The organism is Synechococcus sp. R55.8 (assembly GCF_047461895.1).
Lineage (GTDB): Bacteria > Cyanobacteriota > Cyanobacteriia > Thermostichales > Thermostichaceae > Thermostichus.
Map to the genome: position 1 here is coordinate 8,775 of NZ_JANSIB010000025.1, position 18,285 is coordinate 27,059.

General features: G+C 59.4%; 16 protein-coding genes. 6 read left to right on the top strand and 10 right to left on the bottom strand.

What is annotated here, in order from left to right:
* A partial coding sequence (fabF, locus tag NW829_RS04125) for a beta-ketoacyl-ACP synthase II (RefSeq protein WP_414416502.1) occupies positions 1–1,145 on the bottom strand: 1,145 nt, incomplete at its 3' end.
* Positions 1,146–1,178: 33 nt separating this feature from the next.
* Positions 1,179–1,424 carry an acyl carrier protein gene (locus NW829_RS04130; RefSeq protein ID WP_414343279.1) on the bottom strand — a complete coding sequence of 82 codons (246 nt, stop codon included), beginning with the start codon at positions 1,422–1,424 and terminating at the stop codon, positions 1,179–1,181.
* 240 nt (positions 1,425–1,664) lie between these two features.
* On the opposite strand from NW829_RS04130, the gene rpsF reads away from it, so the two are divergent.
* The 4 genes from rpsF to NW829_RS04150 all read left to right on the top strand — a co-directional run bounded on the left by rpsF (position 1,665) and on the right by NW829_RS04150 (position 3,902).
* Positions 1,665–1,955: a 30S ribosomal protein S6 gene (gene rpsF / locus NW829_RS04135; RefSeq protein WP_011433268.1), complete on the top strand. Its 291-nt coding sequence runs from the start codon at positions 1,665–1,667 to the stop codon at positions 1,953–1,955.
* Between the two features lie 73 nt (positions 1,956–2,028).
* The gene (locus NW829_RS04140; RefSeq protein ID WP_414332102.1) at positions 2,029–2,427 is read left to right on the top strand and encodes a single-stranded DNA-binding protein; all 399 of its coding nucleotides are present in this window, start codon (positions 2,029–2,031) and stop codon (positions 2,425–2,427) included.
* Positions 2,428–2,454: 27 nt separating this feature from the next.
* Positions 2,455–3,159, top strand: a complete 705-nt coding sequence (locus NW829_RS04145; protein ID WP_414416503.1) for a M14 family zinc carboxypeptidase — start codon at positions 2,455–2,457, stop codon at positions 3,157–3,159.
* A gap of 95 nt (positions 3,160–3,254) precedes the next feature.
* Positions 3,255–3,902 carry a universal stress protein gene (locus NW829_RS04150; RefSeq protein ID WP_414355688.1) on the top strand — a complete coding sequence of 216 codons (648 nt, stop codon included), beginning with the start codon at positions 3,255–3,257 and terminating at the stop codon, positions 3,900–3,902.
* A gap of 13 nt (positions 3,903–3,915) precedes the next feature.
* Here NW829_RS04150 and NW829_RS04155 read toward each other — a convergent pair whose 3' ends face one another.
* The 5 genes from NW829_RS04155 to purM form a co-directional block, all read right to left on the bottom strand.
* On the bottom strand, positions 3,916–5,391 hold the full coding sequence (locus NW829_RS04155; protein WP_414416504.1) for a DUF4340 domain-containing protein: 1,476 nt from the start codon (positions 5,389–5,391) through the stop codon (positions 3,916–3,918).
* 14 nt (positions 5,392–5,405) lie between these two features.
* A complete protein-coding gene (locus NW829_RS04160) occupies positions 5,406–6,965 on the bottom strand; it encodes a GldG family protein (RefSeq protein ID WP_414416505.1) in 1,560 nt (519 codons plus the stop codon).
* 47 nt (positions 6,966–7,012) lie between these two features.
* Complete coding sequence (locus NW829_RS04165) at positions 7,013–7,798, bottom strand: ABC transporter permease (RefSeq protein WP_011433262.1); 786 nt, start codon at positions 7,796–7,798, stop codon at positions 7,013–7,015.
* On the bottom strand, positions 7,795–8,805 hold the full coding sequence (locus tag NW829_RS04170) for an ABC transporter ATP-binding protein (protein WP_414413173.1): 1,011 nt from the start codon (positions 8,803–8,805) through the stop codon (positions 7,795–7,797). The genes NW829_RS04165 and NW829_RS04170 overlap by 4 nt, the downstream gene beginning before the upstream one ends.
* A 215-nt stretch (positions 8,806–9,020) precedes the next feature.
* Positions 9,021–10,085 (bottom strand): phosphoribosylformylglycinamidine cyclo-ligase, encoded by a 1,065-nt coding sequence (gene purM / locus NW829_RS04175; protein ID WP_414413174.1) that lies wholly within the window; start codon positions 10,083–10,085, stop codon positions 9,021–9,023.
* Between the two features lie 144 nt (positions 10,086–10,229).
* Here purM and NW829_RS04180 point away from each other — a divergent pair, with 144 nt between their 5' ends.
* Positions 10,230–11,408 (top strand): septal ring lytic transglycosylase RlpA family protein, encoded by a 1,179-nt coding sequence (locus NW829_RS04180; RefSeq protein ID WP_414413175.1) that lies wholly within the window; start codon positions 10,230–10,232, stop codon positions 11,406–11,408.
* Here NW829_RS04180 and NW829_RS04185 read toward each other — a convergent pair whose 3' ends face one another.
* The 3 genes from NW829_RS04185 to NW829_RS04195 all read right to left on the bottom strand — a co-directional run bounded on the left by NW829_RS04185 (position 11,409) and on the right by NW829_RS04195 (position 16,646).
* On the bottom strand, positions 11,409–12,419 hold the full coding sequence (locus NW829_RS04185) for a response regulator (RefSeq protein ID WP_414413176.1): 1,011 nt from the start codon (positions 12,417–12,419) through the stop codon (positions 11,409–11,411). It lies immediately after the preceding gene.
* Positions 12,416–15,343 carry a PAS domain S-box protein gene (locus NW829_RS04190; protein WP_414416506.1) on the bottom strand — a complete coding sequence of 976 codons (2,928 nt, stop codon included), beginning with the start codon at positions 15,341–15,343 and terminating at the stop codon, positions 12,416–12,418. The genes NW829_RS04185 and NW829_RS04190 overlap by 4 nt, the downstream gene beginning before the upstream one ends.
* Positions 15,344–15,647: 304 nt before the next feature.
* Positions 15,648–16,646, bottom strand: a complete 999-nt coding sequence (locus NW829_RS04195; RefSeq protein ID WP_011433256.1) for a ribose-phosphate pyrophosphokinase — start codon at positions 16,644–16,646, stop codon at positions 15,648–15,650.
* Positions 16,647–16,765: 119 nt separating this feature from the next.
* On the opposite strand from NW829_RS04195, the gene NW829_RS04200 reads away from it, so the two are divergent.
* The coding region (locus NW829_RS04200) for an ABC transporter ATP-binding protein (protein ID WP_414416507.1) at positions 16,766–18,285 on the top strand (1,520 nt) is incomplete at its 3' end.

Below are 18,285 nucleotides of genomic sequence, written 5' to 3' on the forward strand. Positions count from 1 at the left end.
GGGTTGTCCAAGTTGAGGGTGGGAGGAACCCAGCCGTGGTGGATGGCCAAAGCTGTGGCCACCGTGGCAATGCCGCCCGCTCCCCCCAACAGGTGGCCGGTCATGGACTTGGTGGCGCTGATGGCCAAACGGGGGGCATGCTCGCCAAAGACCGACTTGATGGCCTGGACCTCGGCGATATCCCCTACAGGGGTGCTGGTGGCATGGGCATTGATGTGTTGCACATCCCCAGGCTGAAGCCCGGCATCCTTGAGGGCCAGCCGCATCGCCCGGGCCGCTCCCTCGCCGCCGGGGGCAGGGTTGGTCATGTGGTGGGCATCGCAGGTGAGGCCATAGCCGACTATCTCCGCATAGATCTTGGCCCCGCGGGCGCGGGCGTGCTCCAACTCCTCCAGCACCAGGATCCCTGCTCCTTCCCCCATGACAAAGCCATCCCGATCCCGATCAAAGGGCCTACAGGCTTGCTCCGGGGTGTCGTTGCGGGTGGAAAGGGCCTTCATGGCACTGAACCCCGCCATGGACAAAGGGGTGACCGCCGCTTCCGTGCCACCTGTAATCGCCGCTTGCACCTCTCCCCTCTGGATGAGCCGAAAGGCATCGCCAATGGCGTTGGAGCCAGAGGCACAGGCCGTAACTGTGCAGGAATTGGGGCCTTTGGCGCCAAAATGAATGGCCAGGTGACCCGCAGCCATATTGGCGATCATCATGGGCACCATGAAGGGGCTACAGCGATCCGGCCCTTTCTGCAGATAGATGGTCTGCTGCTCTTCCAAGACGCGGATGCCGCCGATGCCGGTGCCCAAGATCACCCCCACTTGCTCAGCGTTGAGAGCGGTGATGCGAAAGTCAGCGTCCTCCAAGGCTTGCCGGGTGGCCGCCATCGCCAGGTGCACAAAGCGGTCGGTGCGCTTGACATCCTTGCGATCCAAATAGTCGAGGGGATCAAATCCCTTCACCTCTCCGGCAATACGGCAGTCGTGGCGGGAGGCATCGAAATGGGTAATCGGCCCAATGCCGGAGCGCCCTGCCAGCAGGCTCTGCCAAAACTCGGCAGGAGAGTTGCCGATGGGGGTGACCGCGCCCAGCCCCGTAATCACAACGCGGCGGGTTGGCCTGAGAGCAGTGGCGGGATCCAGAGTAGCCATCGTCCGGTGTTAGCCCAGGGGTATGGAGGCAGATTAGGCAGCTTTCTTCGAGAGGATGTAGTTGACAGCGTCTTGCACGGTGGCGATCCTTTCTGCATCTTCATCGGGGATCTCCAGGTCGAATTCCTCTTCAAAAGCCATGACCAGCTCCACCGTATCAAGGCTGTCGGCCCCCAGGTCGTTCTGGAAATTGGCTTCCGGGGTCACTTTGTCGTCTTCCACGCCCAGTTGATCGGACACGATCTTGCGAACACGGCTATAAACTTCGTCTGCGCTCATGCTTGGAATCCCAACTCTCGATTCAGCGTGTCTTGGCCGGGCCAACCGGCGGCCAATGAAGCAATCCCTATTGTATCGGACAATGGATCCCCTCTTGTGAGCAGCCTCACCTGCATTTGCCGCTGCGGCCAGAGTATGGAGGTGTGGGGATTGAGCCGCGGCCTTTTCGGTTGCAGGAAAGAAAAGCTAGTATAGTCTACTGCATCTCTACAACTGGATCCTCAAGGAGAACTCGCTTCCATGCCCCGCGCTTACGAAACGATGCTGATTGTGCGTCCTGATCTGTCAGATGAACCCCTCGAACAACTGCTCAGCAGTCAGGAGGCAATCCTGCGAGAGAACGGAGTAACCCACGTGGAGATTACCAATAGGGGCAAGCGCCGCTTTGCCGGGTTTGAGATGAAAAAGTTCAAGGAGGGTCTGTACATCCAGTTCAACTACGAAGCCGAACCCAATGCGGTGGCTGCCTGGGAGAAAAACCTGCGCATCAACGAGAGTGTGCTGCGCCACATGACTCTCCGCGTCGGCTAGGTTTGACGGCATCCTGGCCTGCGGGCATGATGGAAGTGCCCTGAGCTGCCCCTTATCCCTGGATGGCTCCGTTATGAACTCGATTGTGTTGATGGGCGAGGTTCTGTCTGAGCCAGAGCTGCGCTACACCCCTGATAACTTAGCTGTTGCGTCCTTGGTGATTGGCTTTCCCAGCTTGCGCCCGGATGAGCCGCCCTACCGGGTGCGCGTTTCCTCTTTTGGAGAACTGGCCAAAAGGGTGGTGGACACCTGCCATGTGGGCGACCAAATCACAGTGGAAGGCCAACTGCACATGAATGTGGTGGAGCGAGATGGGCGCAAGGAAAAGCTGGCCGAGATCACCGCGCGCCGTGTCCATCAACTGGGATCCGCTCGCGTCCTCTCTCTGACGGGGATGGGCGAACCGGCGATTGTGGAATCCTCTGAGGGGGATGTGGTTTCCCCACCGGAGCCGGACGATCTCCCGTTCTAACGGTTGCGAGACTTGCCGGGATCCCCCATGTCTCAGGAACTTGCTGCGGGTGAACCTTTGAGATCCCTGCGGGTCATCGGCTACTCGGTGCAGGGGCGTCCTATTCACCTTTGGCAGCTCACCCAAGGGATCCGCTCCTTGCTGCTGCTCGGCGGGGTACACGGGGATGAGGTGGAGGGCTATGCCCTGATCGAGCGCTATGTGGCTTCTGGGAAATGGGGATCCCTGGCCGGGAAAGCGACCCTATGGGCAATCCCTCGCTTGAACCCGGATGGCTGTGCCTTGGGGCAACGGCTCAATGCCAACGGTGTGGATCTCAACCGCAATCTGCCCACCCAAGATTGGATCCCGGCCTCTTTGGAAGCTCGCTATCCGCCCGGAGCAGCCCCAGGCTCCGAGCCCGAGACGCAGGCGTTGTTGGCGGGCTTGGCCCAGATGCGGCCCCAATTTATCCTTTCTGCCCACTCCTGTCAGGCACACCCCTGCGTGAACTACAACGGCCCTGCCCTTGAGCTGGCCCAGGTGATGGCTACTCGCAACGGCTTGCCCATTGCCGCCGACATTGGCTACCCTACCCCTGGTTCTCTGGGCACTTGGGCAGGGCAGGAACGGCGGATCCCAACCCTAACGCTGGAAATCCTGCGGGGCACTCCCCTCGATCAAGTCTGGCAAGAGCAGGCCGAGGCGCTGCAGGCGGTGTTGGAGTGGGCAGCCCAAGGCGATGCCTTCTGACCGGTGTCAAGATCTCTGAACTTTCGTTGCCAATCTGCCTAGTTCGTTCAAGATATCTGGGGTTTTCTCGCCCAAATCTTCTACAACACAGATAGGTGGGGCAGAGCAGAGGGGAGCTTGGAGTTGAGGGAAAAGGGGTCAGAGGTCAACCCCGAAGTCACGCTGCTTCTGCCTTGTGCCCCGCTGTTAGCCATCTGGAGGAAGCCAATATGTTCAGCAGGATTTTGGTGGCAGTGGATCGGTCGGAGCTGAGCCAGGGAGTATTTCAAAAGGCCGTCCAAGTGGCCAAGGCCATGCAGGCCCAGATGATGATTCTCCATGTTCTGTCTCAGGAAGAGCCGGGCGCCCCAGAGCCGCCGATGATCCTGGGGGTAGATTACAGCTCCACCATCAGCGCCGAGCTGTGGCAGTCCTACCGGGAGCAATGTGCCATCTTCGAGCAAAACCAGATGGACTACCTGCGCTCGCTGGTGGAGAAAGCGGCTGAGCACGGGATCCGCGCTGAGTACACCCTCAACTACGGCAACCCCGGTCGGGTCATCTGCGATCTGGCCCGCTCTTGGGATGCGGACTTGGTGGTGGTGGGCCGCCGCGGCCACTCCGGCCTGAGCGAGCTGTTTCTGGGCAGCGTTAGCAACTACGTGCTCCACCGCGCTCCCTGCTCGGTGCTGACGATACAAGGGGAAGCCCTGAAAAAAGAAGCCCAAACTGCGGAAGAGAAGACAGCTACCCCTGCTGGCTAAGGCTCTAGGGACTCTAGGGCGAGGGAGTGGGATCTGGTCGCGTGAGCGGGGCAGAGTCCTTGCTCTCCGGCTGGCCCTCCAAGAGGCGATTCACTTCGGTTTCCAGGCTGTTGAAGGTGCTCAGCTCGATCACGGCAATGTCCGGCTGGCGGCTGCTTTGCACGTAGGCCTGCAAGCCAGAGGCGGCCAAGGTCAGGGTTAAGGGATCCTGCTCGGCGTCAGGCTTGGGCTCAAAGGTCAGCCGTAGGTCGGGCTCAGACAACACCCTTTGGGCTTCCGCGTCGGCCTGTTCCACAAACTCCTTGGCGCGGGCAGCATTCAGGCTGGAGAACAGAGAGCCGAGATCCACAGGCTGGCCCGGTCGCTCCGGGTTTTCCCAGCGCAGCTCCAAGGATCCCTTCTCTGAAGGCCGAGGGGTGAGGGTGACCTTTTCCCCTTGGGATTCTAAGGTGACTTGGCCCACTTGGTTGGCGTTGAGGCGGGCAATGCGGTGATCCCGCAGCTCTTCCAAGTCGGAGCGGAGAATATCGGCGGTGGAGGTGAGCAAGGTGGCTACTGCCGGGTGCTCAGAGGTGATGACGTACACCTGGCCATCTTTCTCCGATCCCAAAGCGACCTTCAGGGTTTTGCCCTCCTCCAGCTCTACCGTCAGCCGGGCGGAAGGCTGCTCCAAGCCATAGGGGGCTAGATCCGTCTGGGTCTCGGCGGGGAACTCCACGGCCTGCAGGCGGGCCAGAGTATTGAGCAAGCGGTTGACGTTGATCTCATCGGCAGGCAGCTCTCTGGGCTCGACAATCTGCCAAGTATTGTCTTGTCGCTGCAGGCGAAAAACTAAGGACTCCGCACCGCTGACGCGACCCGGATCCGCCTCTGCCAACTGCACTTGAAGGGCCTTCACCTCGGCAGTGTCAAACCGAAGCAAGGTTTTGTCCCGCAAAGCCAGTAGGGAGGGCAACAGGGATCCCTTCTGGGCACTGCTTAGAAGCACCACCTGTCCCCCTTCGGGCTGGGCGTAGAAGCCAGAGCCGTCGAAGTTGTCGTTGCCGATGGCTAGGCGGTAGGGATCCCCTTCTTTGGGGAAAAGGGCAATTTGGTGTCGCGGCTGATCCAGGCCAAAAGCGGCTAGGTCGGTGGCCCCCTCTAGGGTGATTTGGGGAGTGAGGCGGGAGAAGGTGTTGAGCAACTGCTCAATGGGGAAGTCCAGCGCCGCCGACTGGATGGGACCGACGATCCGCCAGTGGGATCCCTCTTCTTCTGGATTGCGCTCCAAAAGGATTTCCAAGTACTCCGCACCGCTGCCGCGAACAGGTTCCCCCTCTTTCTGTTGGCGGATTTCAATGCGGGCGATGGTGTCGGTGGCAAAGTGGAACAGCCGCGCTCGCTCCGCCTGTTGCTCCTGGCGCAGTTGCTGGATGTTGTCCAAGAGGAAGTAGCCCAGCAGACAGGCCACCGCCAAACCCAAAAGAACCCAGGTGGTTCGCTTGAACATACTGGACTCTCCTCCTACCGTCTTTGCCACCACAGGGCAGCTCCGGAACCCAGGGCCGCCAAGGGCAAAAGGACCGTCGATCCCAGCACCAGCCAGCGGAAGTTTTGACCGGTCAGGGTGAGACGGCGATCCGTGATGGATTTGGGGCGGATGGAGATCTGCTCCGTTTGCTCAGTCAGCCAGTTGAGGGTGTTCAAGAAGAGATCCCGGTTGCCCTGCTGCCGCAAGTTGCCGTTGAGGGCAAAGTTGACATTGCCGATCACCACCAGGCGGGCCTCCTGCGGGGATCCTGTGTCGGCCTGGTCGGCGTCCAAACGGCGGGTTAAAGCAACACCCAAGGTGAGGGGGCCGGGCTTGTCCTGATCCGGATCGAATTGCAAGGGGCCACGTTCCAGCTCAGGACTGGTCTCCCCCCAACTTTGCGGGCCGGTGCGCAGCAGGGGCGTGGCTTGGATCCCTTCGCGGGCTTCGGTTTCCACAGAGCGGGCCAGGGGGAACAGGGTCATTAGCCGCTGGGCCGCCAAGGGGGCGGTGATGGGGTGATCCCCGTAGGTAGTAACCAGGGCAACCGCCGGCCCTGTCCCCAACAGTTGGCTGACGCTGCTCACCTCAATGAGGATGTCATCCCCCAAGACCACGCCCCACTCTTCCAGCAAGGGATCCAGGCCAGCCTCCACCCGCGGCCCGATCAGCAACAGCAGCCGTCCGCCTTTCGCCAGATAATCCTGCAGTTTCTCCACCTCGCCGGGGAACAAAGCCCGCTGTGGCCCCGCCAGCACCAGGACATCCGCCTCTTCTGGGATCCCCGATTGCACCAAGTTGAGGGGCTCTACCCGATAGCCTTCCTGACCCAGGGCTGCCGCCGCCTGGGCCAGAGTTGGAGTACCTTCCCTCGCTTCCAGCCCCACTTCCCCGTGCCCTTGCACGAAATAGGCCAGCAACTCCCCTCGGTTGACCACTTTGGACAGGACGGGGGTCAGTTTGCTCTCCAGATCAGGGGCAGGGGGCTGAGGCAGTTGTTGCCGGCTTTCTCCGGCCTCCACCACCAGGGTGTTGTTCTGGGTCACCTGCAGCCGCTGAATGGTCAGGGGATCCCGGTTGGGATCCACAAACTCAAACTGGAAGCGGTTGGGGTTGAGGCGGCGATAGCGCTCCAGTTGTTCCCGCAGATTGGGATCCGGCGCAGTGGTGACCACCCAAACTTTGACCGGCTGCACCAATCCCTGCACCAATTGCCGGGTTTGGGGCGACAGGGTAAACAGGCCCTCCTCGGTGAGATCCAGCCGCAGGTCGTAGCGCACCGCCACCACATTCACCAGCACTAGAATGACGGCCATCGCCGCCACCGCCACCAGGATGTTGGCGTTGGTCTGGGTGGAACGCAGACCGAGGAAGACCCCCACCTCCTGCCGGTGGGTGATGCCCCAAGCCACCAGCAGGGCCAAACCTGTTTCCAGCATGCTCAGGGGCACAGCCGTCCAACCGGTAAAGGCGGATCCCACCACCAGGCCAATGGCGATGACGCCAATGCCCAGGATCCCTGTCCAGTCCTTTAGCGCGCGCCAGTCCTTCATAATGCTCCGCACCGCTGCCGCAAACACCACACTCCTCCCATCTGACCCTAGCTCTGTTGCCAGCGCAGGCTTTCCACCGATTGCACCGTGGCAAACAGCCCCAGGACGATGATGCTCAAGAAAAGAATGAGGCTGCTGCTGCTGAGGATCCCTTGCACCCAGTTGCTGTATTGCTGCAGCAAAGATACGTGCCGCAGCGTCGCGGCAATCCAGTTCTCCTCCTGGCCGGCTGCCGCGTCGATCACCCAGAGCAACAAAATCAAGCCAAAGGTGGCCACTGCTGCGATGAGGGTGCTGTCTGTCAGAGAAGAGATAAACAACCCCAAGGCCATAACGCTACCCGCCAGCAGGGTTAGGCCCACATAACCCATCAGGGTCAGGCGGTAGTCGACTGCCGGGTTGGCGCTGCTCAGCACCAGCACATGGTAGACCAGCGGCGGCAGCAGCAGCGTGATGAAAAACACCCAGACCGCCAACCATTTGCCCAGGGCCACCTCCAAGTTGGTGATGGGAGAAGTAGCCAGCAGCTCCATCGTGCCTCGCCGCCGCTCCTCGGCATAGGAGCTCATGGTGAAGATGGGCAATAGAAATAAGGAGAGGGTGCCCAAGAGGTTGAGAAACTGCTGTGACAGGATGGTGGCCGCGTCGAAATTGTTCTCCTGGCCGAACTGGGCGAAAAGATCCACCTGCTGAGAAAAGCTGATCACCCGCACCAGAATATTAAAGAAGAAAAACCCCGCCAGTCCCCAAAACACCGCGGCCACCACATAGGCAATGGGGGAGGTGAAGTAGCCGCGCAGCTCTTTGCGAAAAATGGCAACCACTCCGTTCATGCCGCTTCCTCCAATGCGCCCTCAGATCCCTCTTGCGTAGTGAGCTGCAGGAAAATCTCTTCCAAAGAAGCCTGCGGGCGGCCTATCTCGTAGAGGTCGATCCCTGCCTGCACCAGCACCCTGGCCACCTCCGGGATCCAGCCGTCCGCGGCAGCGTTGCTCTTGAGCTGCACCTGCCAGCGGGAGGGATCCGCCGCCAAGGGCTGTAGGCTCACCACCTCCACTTGGGGCAAAGGCTGCAGGGCCGTCCGGATGGCCATTGCCTCGGTTGCCCCCACCACCAGCTTTGCCTGCTGCCGATCCTGGAGCTGGGCTGTCAGCTCGGCAGGCGTGCCAATGGCCGCCACCTGGCCGCGGTTGATGATCACCACTCGGTCGCAGGTCATGCTCACCTCGGGCAGGATGTGGGTGGAGAGGATGATGGTGTGCTCCCCCGCCAGGCTCTTGATGAGCTTGCGCACCTCGATAATCTGCTTGGGATCCAGCCCAATGGTGGGCTCATCCAGGATGATCACCGGCGGGTCGTGAACCAGAGCTTGGGCGATGCCCACCCGCTGCTTAAACCCCTTGGAGAGCTTGCGGATGAGGGTGTGGCGCTTTTCTTCCAGGCTGCACCGCCGGATCGCCTCGTCCACCCGCCTGGGCCGATCGCCAGCGCTGACCCGCTTGATCTGGGCCACAAAGTGCAGGTACGCCTCCACCGTCATGTCGGGGTAGAGGGGTGGGTTTTCCGGCAGATAGCCAATGCGCTGCCGCACCGCCATCGAGTTTTCGTGAACATCAAACCCGGCCACCCGCACCGTCCCCTCGCTGGCAGGCAGATACCCCGCCAAAATGCGCATGGATGTGGTCTTGCCGGCTCCGTTCGGCCCCAAAAAACCCATGATCTCGCCGGCGTTCACCTGGAAGGAAACATCGCGGATGGCAGTGAAGCTGCCGTAGGTTTTGCTCAGATGCTCAACTTCGATGGCACCCGCGGTTGCACGAGCAGTGGGTAAACCTGTCATCAGCAACTCCTAACCTAGAGGGTCAGCAGCGATTAGCAAACGGTCCAAGGCCGAGTTACCCCTATTCCCAAAGAGGACAAATGTCGGGAAGCAGGCTCGGGCAAGAAGGCGGGCAACAGCGCTGAGGCCACATGCCAACTTAGCATAGCGACGGCGAGGATGAGTCGAGGGAACTGGGATCCCTTTCCCCCTTTTGGTGGGGATCCATCGGTTGGCTAGTCGGCAGGGCTTGTGAGGGATCCCCACTGTTCCAGCCCCAGAACCCGGCTCTCCCCTGGATTGGCTGCCACCACCTCCCCAATGGGGAAGGCTTCGGGGAGCAGGGATCTCACCTGATTTTCCGCCTCAGGGGGGATCACCAGCACATAGCCCACCCCCAGGTTGAAGGTGCGGAACATCTCCAAGGTCTCCACCTGGCCCTGCTCTTGGAGCCAGAGAAACTCCTGTGGGATGGGCCAGCTATGGGGCTGCAGCCGCGCCGCCTGGTTGGGGGCCAAACAGCGGGGCAAGTTTTCCGGGATCCCGCCGCCGGTGATGTGGGCCATGCCGTGGATGGCGATCCCTGCTGCCTGCAGCCGCTGCACCGCCTGCACGTAGATGCGGGTGGGGGTGAGGAATACTTCCGCCAAAGGCCGATCCCAGCCGGGAGGCCGGTGATCCCAGCGCCAACCCCGGTCGGCCACAATCCGCCGCACCAAGCTGTAGCCGTTGCTGTGTAGGCCGCTGCTGGGCAAAGCCAACAACCGATCCCCAAGCTGTACCCGCGACCCATCCAGAATGGCCGCCTTCTCCACAATTCCCACACAAAACCCGGCCAGGTCGTACTTCCCAGGGGGATAAAACCCCGGCATCTCCGCCGTTTCCCCGCCCAGCAGTTGGCAGCCCGCTTCCTGGCAGCCCGCCAAGATGCCATCGATCACCTGCCACAGGGCTTCTGGCTCCAGCTTGCCAGTGGCCACATAGTCCAAGAAAAACAGCGGCCGGGCCCCCACCGTCAGCACATCGTTGGCACACATCGCCACCAGATCGACGCCCACCCCCTGGTGCTGACCCCACTGCTGGGCAATGTCCAGCTTTGTCCCCACCCCATCGGTGCCCGCCACCAACACCGGCGCTTGATACCCTGTCGGCAGCTCAAACAGGCCGGCAAAGCCGCCGATGCCACCCAAGGTTTCTGAAGAACCTGAAGACGGAACTTGAATCCGTTCAACGCGCTCGCGGATCCCCCTGACAAAGGCCTGGCCCAGATCGATGTCAACCCCTGCTGAGCGGTAGTCCAAGATGCCGAAACCCCTTATGCTATCAAGACTTGGGCTCCTGTGTCCGACCGTACAAACGGGTCAACTCAGAAACCTATGGTACATTAACTTCTGTTTTAACCGTCGCCTTGGAAGTTGTACAGGATTGGAGAGGAGCGCGGCCTCATGCGAAATTGGAAACAGCTTGGACAGGGACTGGATCCCGCCCGCAAAATGGGCTTGGTCAGCTGTCTCTGTGTCACGGCTTTGGGCTTGCCGGCAGGCATGTTGGGCGGCTTGACTTCGCGAGCACAAGCCTCAACGCGAACCGGATCCCTGAGCACCCGAGCAGCGGAGCTGTCACCTGCATCCAAATTGCCCTCCCCGGCCACCGACCTCGTTCCCCCTTCCCAACCCGCCACTGCTGCCGCAGCCCCAGTCAGAACGCTGCCGAGAACCCCCCAAACCCCTATCTCCGACCACAAAGGTCTTGCCCCTGCCAAACTGGGTACCCTGAACTTGGATCATTCTTTGAACCGAACTCGCCAGGCGATCCTGCCCCGTCGAGCAGAAGAACCCATTCTCAAGATCGGCGAACAACAGCAGCACACCAGCCAGCCCATCTCCACCCTCTACGACTATCAGATGGACGGGCAACAGGTGGTTACTGTCTATGTGCGGGATCTGCCCATTGTCAGTTTTGTCGAGCACCCTGGGCTAGAACCACCGCTCATGCGGGCCAGCACCCTTGTGGCCCAGCTCAACCAAATGGCCCAGGGATCCCTGAAAGACACCACCATCACCTTAGGTTGGGCAGATCTGGAATTGGCCGAACAAGGCTTGGGTGTTCCTCTCTACACCATTCAGGTCAACAACAAGGAATTGCTGCGCATCGACGCTGGAGTGCTGTTGATCGATAACCAGCGCCCGGTGGATGTGGCTGTTTTGGCCGCCAACCGTCTCCGCCGTCTGCTGCTCGATGCCCCGCCCATTTCAGCTCCGGCCCTGCCTCAACCGGCTGCTCTGACCGCCAAAGCCGCTGTTGCAGGTTCCAAGCCGAAAACAGCCCCTCAACAGGAACCCGCCCCTGTCCGCGTGGTTGGGCCTGTGCAAGAGGGCATTGCTTCTTGGTATGACCTGCACCCAACCCGCCATGAGATGACGGCTGCCCACCCCACCCTGCCCTTTGGCACCGAGGTACGGGTGACCAACCTGAAAAACGGCCGCCAGGCTGTCGTGCGCATCAACGATCGCGGCCCTTTTATCCCCGGTCGGATCATCGACCTCTCCCTGCGGGCGGCAGAGGTGTTGGGGATGGTGCGCTCGGGGCTGGCACCTGTGCGGGTGGAAGTGGTGCAACGCTAGCTAGGGCACGGGCGAAAAGCGCTTGGAATCGGGGGAATAGCGCCAAGAAATGCCGTCGGGATCCCGGCTGCGGCTCCACTCCGGAAACCCGGTTTTGAATTTCCAGTAGGTAATGGCGGAAACCACCACCCCCAACCGTTCCGCCAACTGAGTCTGGTTAAGGGGGCGCAGCGGTGCCCGTGGCGCCGTAACGGCGGTGGGGCTGGGTGTGGGGGCAGAGCCTGCCGACTCTTGGGGGGCCGTGGCTGCAGGGGTGGGCGCTTCCTCCTCCAACCGGTGACTACGGCTGGGCTCCTGGGGACGCAGCAGGCTGAACTGGCTCAACAGGCCGACATTTTCCAGGTTTAAAAGATTTTCCAGGTTAGAGGTTTGGTGGATCAGCTCCAGCTCACGGCGAAACTCATCCTCCAGCACCTGCAGATAGTGCTCCCGCTTCTGCTCCGACTCGGCATCCTTGAGCAGACCCAAGGCAAAGCTGAGGTTCGAGAGGGGCTCGCTCAGATCCTGCAAGAATTTCTTGAACAGAGTGCCCTTCACCTCCGAGAACTGCTGCAGCTGCTGCAGTTTTTGCCGCAGCTCTTCGATTCTTTTTTCTTCCAGCTTGCGGTTCTCGAGGCTCTGGCGGTGGTTGTGCAGGGCAATTTCAATGGTGGTGTAGAGTTCCCGCTCTTTGAAAGGCTTGATGATGTAGCCGAAGGGTCGGGTCTCCTTGACGCGGGAGAGGGTGTCTTCGTCGGCGTAGGCCGTCAGATGCACCACCGGAATGTTGAAGCGCTCGGTGATCCGCTTGGCGGCTTCTATGCCATCGATATCGCCTTTTAGGACGATATCCATCAAGACCAAGTCCACCGGCATCTCTTCCAGCCTTCGGATTGCTTCTTCCCCGGAAGAAGCAATGGCGGGCACAGCGTAGCCAAATTTTTTCAGAACGTTGGCAATGTCCTTGGCGATGATCTTCTCGTCCTCGACGACCAGAATACTGCCTTTGACAAGGGGTGGAACTCTCTTCAAGGCTCGCTCCTCGGAAAGGTAATGATGAAAGTAGTACCCGATTTGCTTCTCAATTGTATCTTGCCCTGTAGCTGATCGGTGAGGGTTGCAACCAGTTGTAAACCCAGAGATTGAGTTTCCTTGAAGTCAAAGTTCGGGGGCAAGCCAATGCCATTGTCGGAGACTCGCAACTGAGTATATTTGCGGGTTTGGCTGAAACAAACCTCTATCTCTCCACTGCGGCCCTTCGGGAAGGCATACTTGAGGCTGTTGGTCACCAACTCGTTGATGATCAGGCCACACAAAACTGCATCGTCGAGGTTGAGGCGGATCCCTTCGGCGCGGATGTTGGCGCGAATGCTCTCGGGGTTTACCCCGTAAGAGTGAAAGAGGTTGGAGATCAAATTGTGTAGGTACTGCTTGAGATCCACAGCGGCCAGATTGTTGGATTGGTACAAACCTTCGTGGATCAAAGACATGGCTTGAATACGGCTGCCGGCATCCTTAAAAACGCGGGCGTACTTGCGGCTTTTGATCTGGTCAGCTTGGAGCCGCAGCAGGCTGGAGATGATTTGCAGGTTGTTTTTGACGCGGTGGTGAATCTCCCGCAGCAGGACTTCTTTTTCCTGAAGGGCAGCTTGGATCTGCAGCTTTGCCCGTTTTTCTTCGGTAATGTCTTCGCAAATGCCGATGATGAAGAGGTTTTTGCCCTCGGGATCCCGGACTGCAGAGACTGCCAGGCGGCACCAAACCACCTTTCCGCTGCGGTGGATGTAGCGTTTTTCCAGGTGGTAGCGATCCCGTTGGCCGTTCAAAACCTCCTGGAAGAGTTGCCAATCTTCCTGAATGTCCTCGGGATGGGTGAGGTCGCAGAAGCTCATGTGGGTCAGTTCGGCAGCGCTATAGCCCAAGATCTCTTCCAGAGCGGGGTTCACTTTTAGGTAATGGCCCCGATGATCGACGATGGAAATGCCCAGGGCTGACTGCTGGAAGATGCCCCGTAAACTCAGCTCACTTTGGCGAAGGGCTGCCTCGGCTTGCTTGCGCTCGGTAATGTCCAAAATCTGGCTTAGAAAGTAGCTGGGATCCCCTTGGGCCGTGCGCACCAGGGTGATGCGAAGAATGGCATAGACTATTTGGCCGTTCTTGTGGATGTAGCGTTGTTCCTGTTCGCACTGATGCACCTGGCCGGCCAGCAGGCGGTTGCTGTTTTCCAGAGTGGTGGCGATGTCGTCGGGATGGGTGATGTCGAGGACGGTTTTCCCTTTGAGATCCTCCAGGGTGTAGCCCAGGGTTTCGGTAAAAGCGGCGTTGATTTGCAAATAGGTGCCATCCACGTGGGTCATGGCCTTGGCAATGGGGGCCCATTCAAAGGATTGGCGGAAGCGTTCTTCACTTTCTTTGAGGGCAATTTCTGCCTCCACGCGGGCGCTGATGTCGATCACCTGGTTGAGAAACTGGGTGGGCTGTCCTTCCTCGTCGGTGAGCAGGGTGGCCTGAAACAGCACATGAACAACCTGGCCGGAACGGTGGGTGTAGCGAATCTGGCGCTGGCTGACAGAGACCTTCCCTGCCAGCAAAGCCTCATTGGCCCCCAGCAGTGGGTTGACATCTTCGGGGTGGAGAATGTCCAGTTGTTGCCGATGTTTCAATTCTTCGGGGGTGTAGCCGACAATCTGGGCAAAGGCATCGTTGACCTGGATAAATCGCCCCTGCAAGTCCACAAGGGCAATTCCATTGGGGGCCAGCTCAAAAATCTGCCGAAAATGGTTGGCGCTTTGTTGCCAGGCTTGCTCTATACGACGCCGTTCGGCTTCCAGTTGCTTGGACTCAGTGATGTCTTCGACGATCCCTGCCACCCGATAGATTTTGCCCTCTTTGTCGGCGATGGGAAAGGTGCGTTCTCGCAGCCAAATCAGGCGGCCATCAGTGTGATAAATGCGGAAGACAACATCGGTGGATTTGCCCTCCGATTGGGCTTTGAGGATGGTGGGGAACAACCAGCGGTCGTCGGGGTGGATCTGGCGGATCCAGGCTTGGGGGTTGGCGTAGGCCTCTTCGGCGGAGCGGCCCCAAATGGCTTCACAGGCTGGGCTGACGTAGATCAGCTCTTTGCTGTAGACCGTTGTAATCCAAAACAGTTGTTGCGTATTCTCTACCAGTTGCAGAAAACGATGCTCGCTCTCTCGGCGGGCTTCTTCCAATTGTTGTTGTCGTTCTTTCAGTTGACGGGATGCTGTGATGTCGGTAACAAATCCTTCAAAATAGAGGGGATCCCCTTGGTCGTTGTAGATGGTACGGGCATTTAAAGAAATCCAAATTAGCCTGCCATCTTTGCAGCAGACTTGGTGTTCAAAATTCACAACTTGACCTTCTCTCAGCATGCGCTGGATGAATTCGGCTCGTTGCTCCGGATCGCTATAGATTTGGGTGCCAATATCGGAGACGTTGTGCATCAAATCCTCAGGGGATTCGTAGCCGAAAATATGGGCCAAGGCCGGGTTGGCAACCAGGTATTTGCCCTCTAGGGTGGTTTGAAAAATGCCTTCGACGGCGTTCTCGAAGATCTGCTGGTAGCGGGCAGCAGTGCTGCGGCTGTCCTGCAGTTGGGATTGGAGCTGCTCGAGGGTTTGCCGATGCTCCTGGGCTTGGAGAAGGATTTGCTTCAGGCTGAGGGCAACGAGGTCAATCTGTTCCCGTTCAAAGGAACTCAGTTGGCGAGGATGGCAGTCAAGCAGGTGCAGATCGGCCAACCGGATCCCCTGCTCAGTCTGCAAGAGGAAGGATTCATGAAAAGGCCATTGCTCAGCCCCAGGACTGGCATTGAGGTTGAAGGGTTCGCCGGCTGGGATCCCTTGCGGATCCCGGTAGAGGATCCCTTTTGAAGACGAGTGGGGATCCGATCCCGGCTGGGCCAGTTCTAGATAGACCAAAGGTACTTTCAACAGTTGACCCAGTAATTGCAACAGCGGGTACAGCGCTGTACCCAGTTCGGTTTGAAGGGACTGCCCTTCCCTGGGAGCAGTCCGCGGGAAAGCAAAACCGTGCACAACGGATCTTGGCGAGCGAGAAATGGGAGGTGACATGGGAAAACCTGGCCGAGGAGCTGGCTCAACCCAGTCCATCACGACAGATCGGGGGTGCCTGGTTGGGCTGATCTCCACAGGGAAAAGGAGCAGGCGCACCCATTCTGCACCCACTCTACTCTAGCGATACTCTGGAGAAACTTACTTTGAAACTTACTTTACTTTAGTGAAACATGCTGCTGACGGAGCTATCTTCATGGATGCGCCAGATCGCTTCCCCCAGCACATTGGCTACCGAGAGAACGGTTAACTCGGGAAAGTGCTGCTCTGGAGGGATAGGGATAGTGTTGGTGACGATCACCTCTTCAAATAGACCACCCCGCAGGCGTTGAATGGCCGGCTCAGAAAAAACAGGGTGAATGGCGCAGGCATAAACCGCTTTGGCTCCCAGCTTGCGCAGCAATTTTGCCCCTTCCGAGATGGTGCCTGCCGTATCGATCATGTCATCCACAAGGATGGCAGTTTTCCCCCGCACATCCCCAATCAGATTCATGACTTCCACATCGTTGTGGGCTTGGCGGCGCTTGTCAATGATTGCCAGAGGGGCTTCCTTGAGTTTTTTGGCAAAGGCACGGGCACGAGCCACACCCCCCACATCGGGAGAGACGACCACAATGTCTTCGTCGAGCAAGCCCTTTTCCTTGAGGTAAGCCTGTAATACCGGCTGGGCGTAGACGTGGTCGAGGGGAATGTCGAAGTAGCCTTGAATCTGGGCCGAGTGCAGATCCATAGCCAGCACGCGATGGGCCCCTGCCTGGGTGATCATGTTGGCCACCAGCTTGGCGGTGATCGCTTCTCGTCCTGCCGTTTTGCGGTCGGCACGAGCGTAGCCGTAGTAAGGCAAGACAGCGGTGATCTGCCGGGCAGAGGCGCGGCGACAGGCGTCAATAATGACCAGCAGTTCCATTAGGTGGTCGTTGACGGGGCGGCAGGTGGGCTGCACCAAGTAGACATCAGCACCCCGGATCGACTCTTGGATTTGGATGTACAGCTCGCCATCGGCAAAGCGCTTGCGCAACATCGGGCCCAGATCCATGCCCAAGTAACGCGCCACCTCTTGAGCCAGAGCCGGGTTAGCGCTGCCTGAGAAGATTTTGAGGCGGTTGCTATCCGAGATGGGTGGCAGGGGGGAAGGGCGGAGAAGAGGGGCAGGGCGAACCACAGATCGATGCTGAACTCGTCCGCAGCCAACGCCTAACGGCGAGCTGTCGCTATCGTAGCACCAGCACTTGCAACCTCAGCAACTGTATTCTTGGGGATTTTCTGGGGAGGCAGGTTACTATGAGCAGAATGAAGGTCGAGCTGCTGCACATCCACAAGCGTTTTGGGGCGGTACAGGCGAACCGCGATGTGTCCTTGCGGGTGGAGGCGGGCACAATCCACGGCCTGCTTGGGGAGAATGGGGCCGGCAAAAGTACCTTAGTTAAGATCCTGAGCGGCTTTCTGCGCTGCGATCAGGGGGAGATTTGGATCGATGGGCAACCGGTTCGCATCGACAGCCCTGCAGCAGCCATTCGCCTGGGCATTGGCATGTTGCACCAGGATCCCTTGGATTTTCCTTCTCTGACGGTGCTGGAAAACTTTATTGCCGGGCAACGAGGGCGCTTGGGCTTGGGGCTGCGGGAAAGCCGAAGACGTCTCGAGAAAGCCTGTGAAGAGTTTGGTTTCAATCTCAACCCCGATGGAGCCATCGGCAGTTTGACGGTGGGGGAACGGCAACAACTGGAAATGCTGCGGTTGCTTTCCCTGGGGATCAACACCTTGATTTTGGATGAGCCAACGACGGGCATTTCTGCAGCGCAAAAAGATCTTCTGTTCGCGGCTCTGAGAAGGTTGGCGGAGCAGGGCAAATCGGTGATCTTCGTCTCCCACAAGCTGGCCGATGTGGAGTGCCTTTGCGATCGGGTGACGGTGATGCGGCAGGGGGAGGTGGTGGGGGAGCTGCCTGTTAGAGGTGAGGACATTGCCCTGCTGGAACAGCGGTTGATCGATTGGATGTTCGGGCGGGAGTTGGCACCCCCGGCTCGGCCCCATTCTCCGCAAAGGAGGGCGGATCCCCTGTTGGAGTTGCACTCCCTGGTGGTGCGGCATGAGCCGTTTGCCTTGGCTTTGCCAGATCTGGCGGTGCAGCCGGGGGAAGTGATTGGGTTGGCCGGTTTGGAAGGCAGTGGGCAACGCTCTTTCCTGCTCACCTGTGCAGGGTTGTTGCCGCCCAGGCGTGGCCGGATTCTGTTGGGGGGGCAGGAGATGACAGGCCGTCCTTACGGCGACTATCTGCGCTGTGGGGTGGGGTTTTCTCCGGCGGATCGGCTGCGGGAAGGGCTGATCCCCGGCTTAACCTTGCAGGAGCATTTTGCCCTCCAGCAGCAGGATCCCTGGATCAACTGGGCTCTGGCCCGTCAGCAGACCCAAGCGGCCATCGAACACTTCAGCATTCGGGGTCACCCCTACAGCCGGGTGGAGCAACTCTCGGGGGGCAACCAACAGCGCAGTCAGTTGGCTCTCTTGCCCACACCCCTGAGTCTTTTGCTGATGGAGCACCCAACGCGAGGGTTGGACATTGAGTCGGCGCTGTGGGTCTGGGGGCAATTGCTGGAACGCACCCAAGCGGGTACGGCTATTCTTTTTGCCTCGGCGGATTTGGACGAGATCCTGCAGTACAGCGACCGAGTGATGGTGTTCAGCGGCGGACAGGTCTCGGAGCCCATTCCGGCGGCGGAGCTCACCGTTTCACGCCTGGGACAGATGATGACGCTTCCCGTCTTGCGCAGCACTCACAGCAGCGAGATCCCAGGGATCCC

Coding starts and splice junctions, on each gene's coding strand:
- NW829_RS04130 (WP_414343279.1), bottom strand. CDS start 1,424: ATGAGCGCAGACGAAGTTTATAGCCGTGTTCGCAAGATCGTGTCCGAT.
- rpsF (WP_011433268.1), top strand. CDS start 1,665: ATGCCCCGCGCTTACGAAACGATGCTGATTGTGCGTCCTGATCTGTCA.
- NW829_RS04140 (WP_414332102.1), top strand. CDS start 2,029: ATGAACTCGATTGTGTTGATGGGCGAGGTTCTGTCTGAGCCAGAGCTG.
- NW829_RS04145 (WP_414416503.1), top strand. CDS start 2,455: ATGTCTCAGGAACTTGCTGCGGGTGAACCTTTGAGATCCCTGCGGGTC.
- NW829_RS04155 (WP_414416504.1), bottom strand. CDS start 5,391: ATGTTCAAGCGAACCACCTGGGTTCTTTTGGGTTTGGCGGTGGCCTGT.
- NW829_RS04160 (WP_414416505.1), bottom strand. CDS start 6,965: ATGAAGGACTGGCGCGCGCTAAAGGACTGGACAGGGATCCTGGGCATT.
- NW829_RS04165 (WP_011433262.1), bottom strand. CDS start 7,798: ATGAACGGAGTGGTTGCCATTTTTCGCAAAGAGCTGCGCGGCTACTTC.
- NW829_RS04170 (WP_414413173.1), bottom strand. CDS start 8,805: ATGACAGGTTTACCCACTGCTCGTGCAACCGCGGGTGCCATCGAAGTT.
- NW829_RS04180 (WP_414413175.1), top strand. CDS start 10,230: ATGCGAAATTGGAAACAGCTTGGACAGGGACTGGATCCCGCCCGCAAA.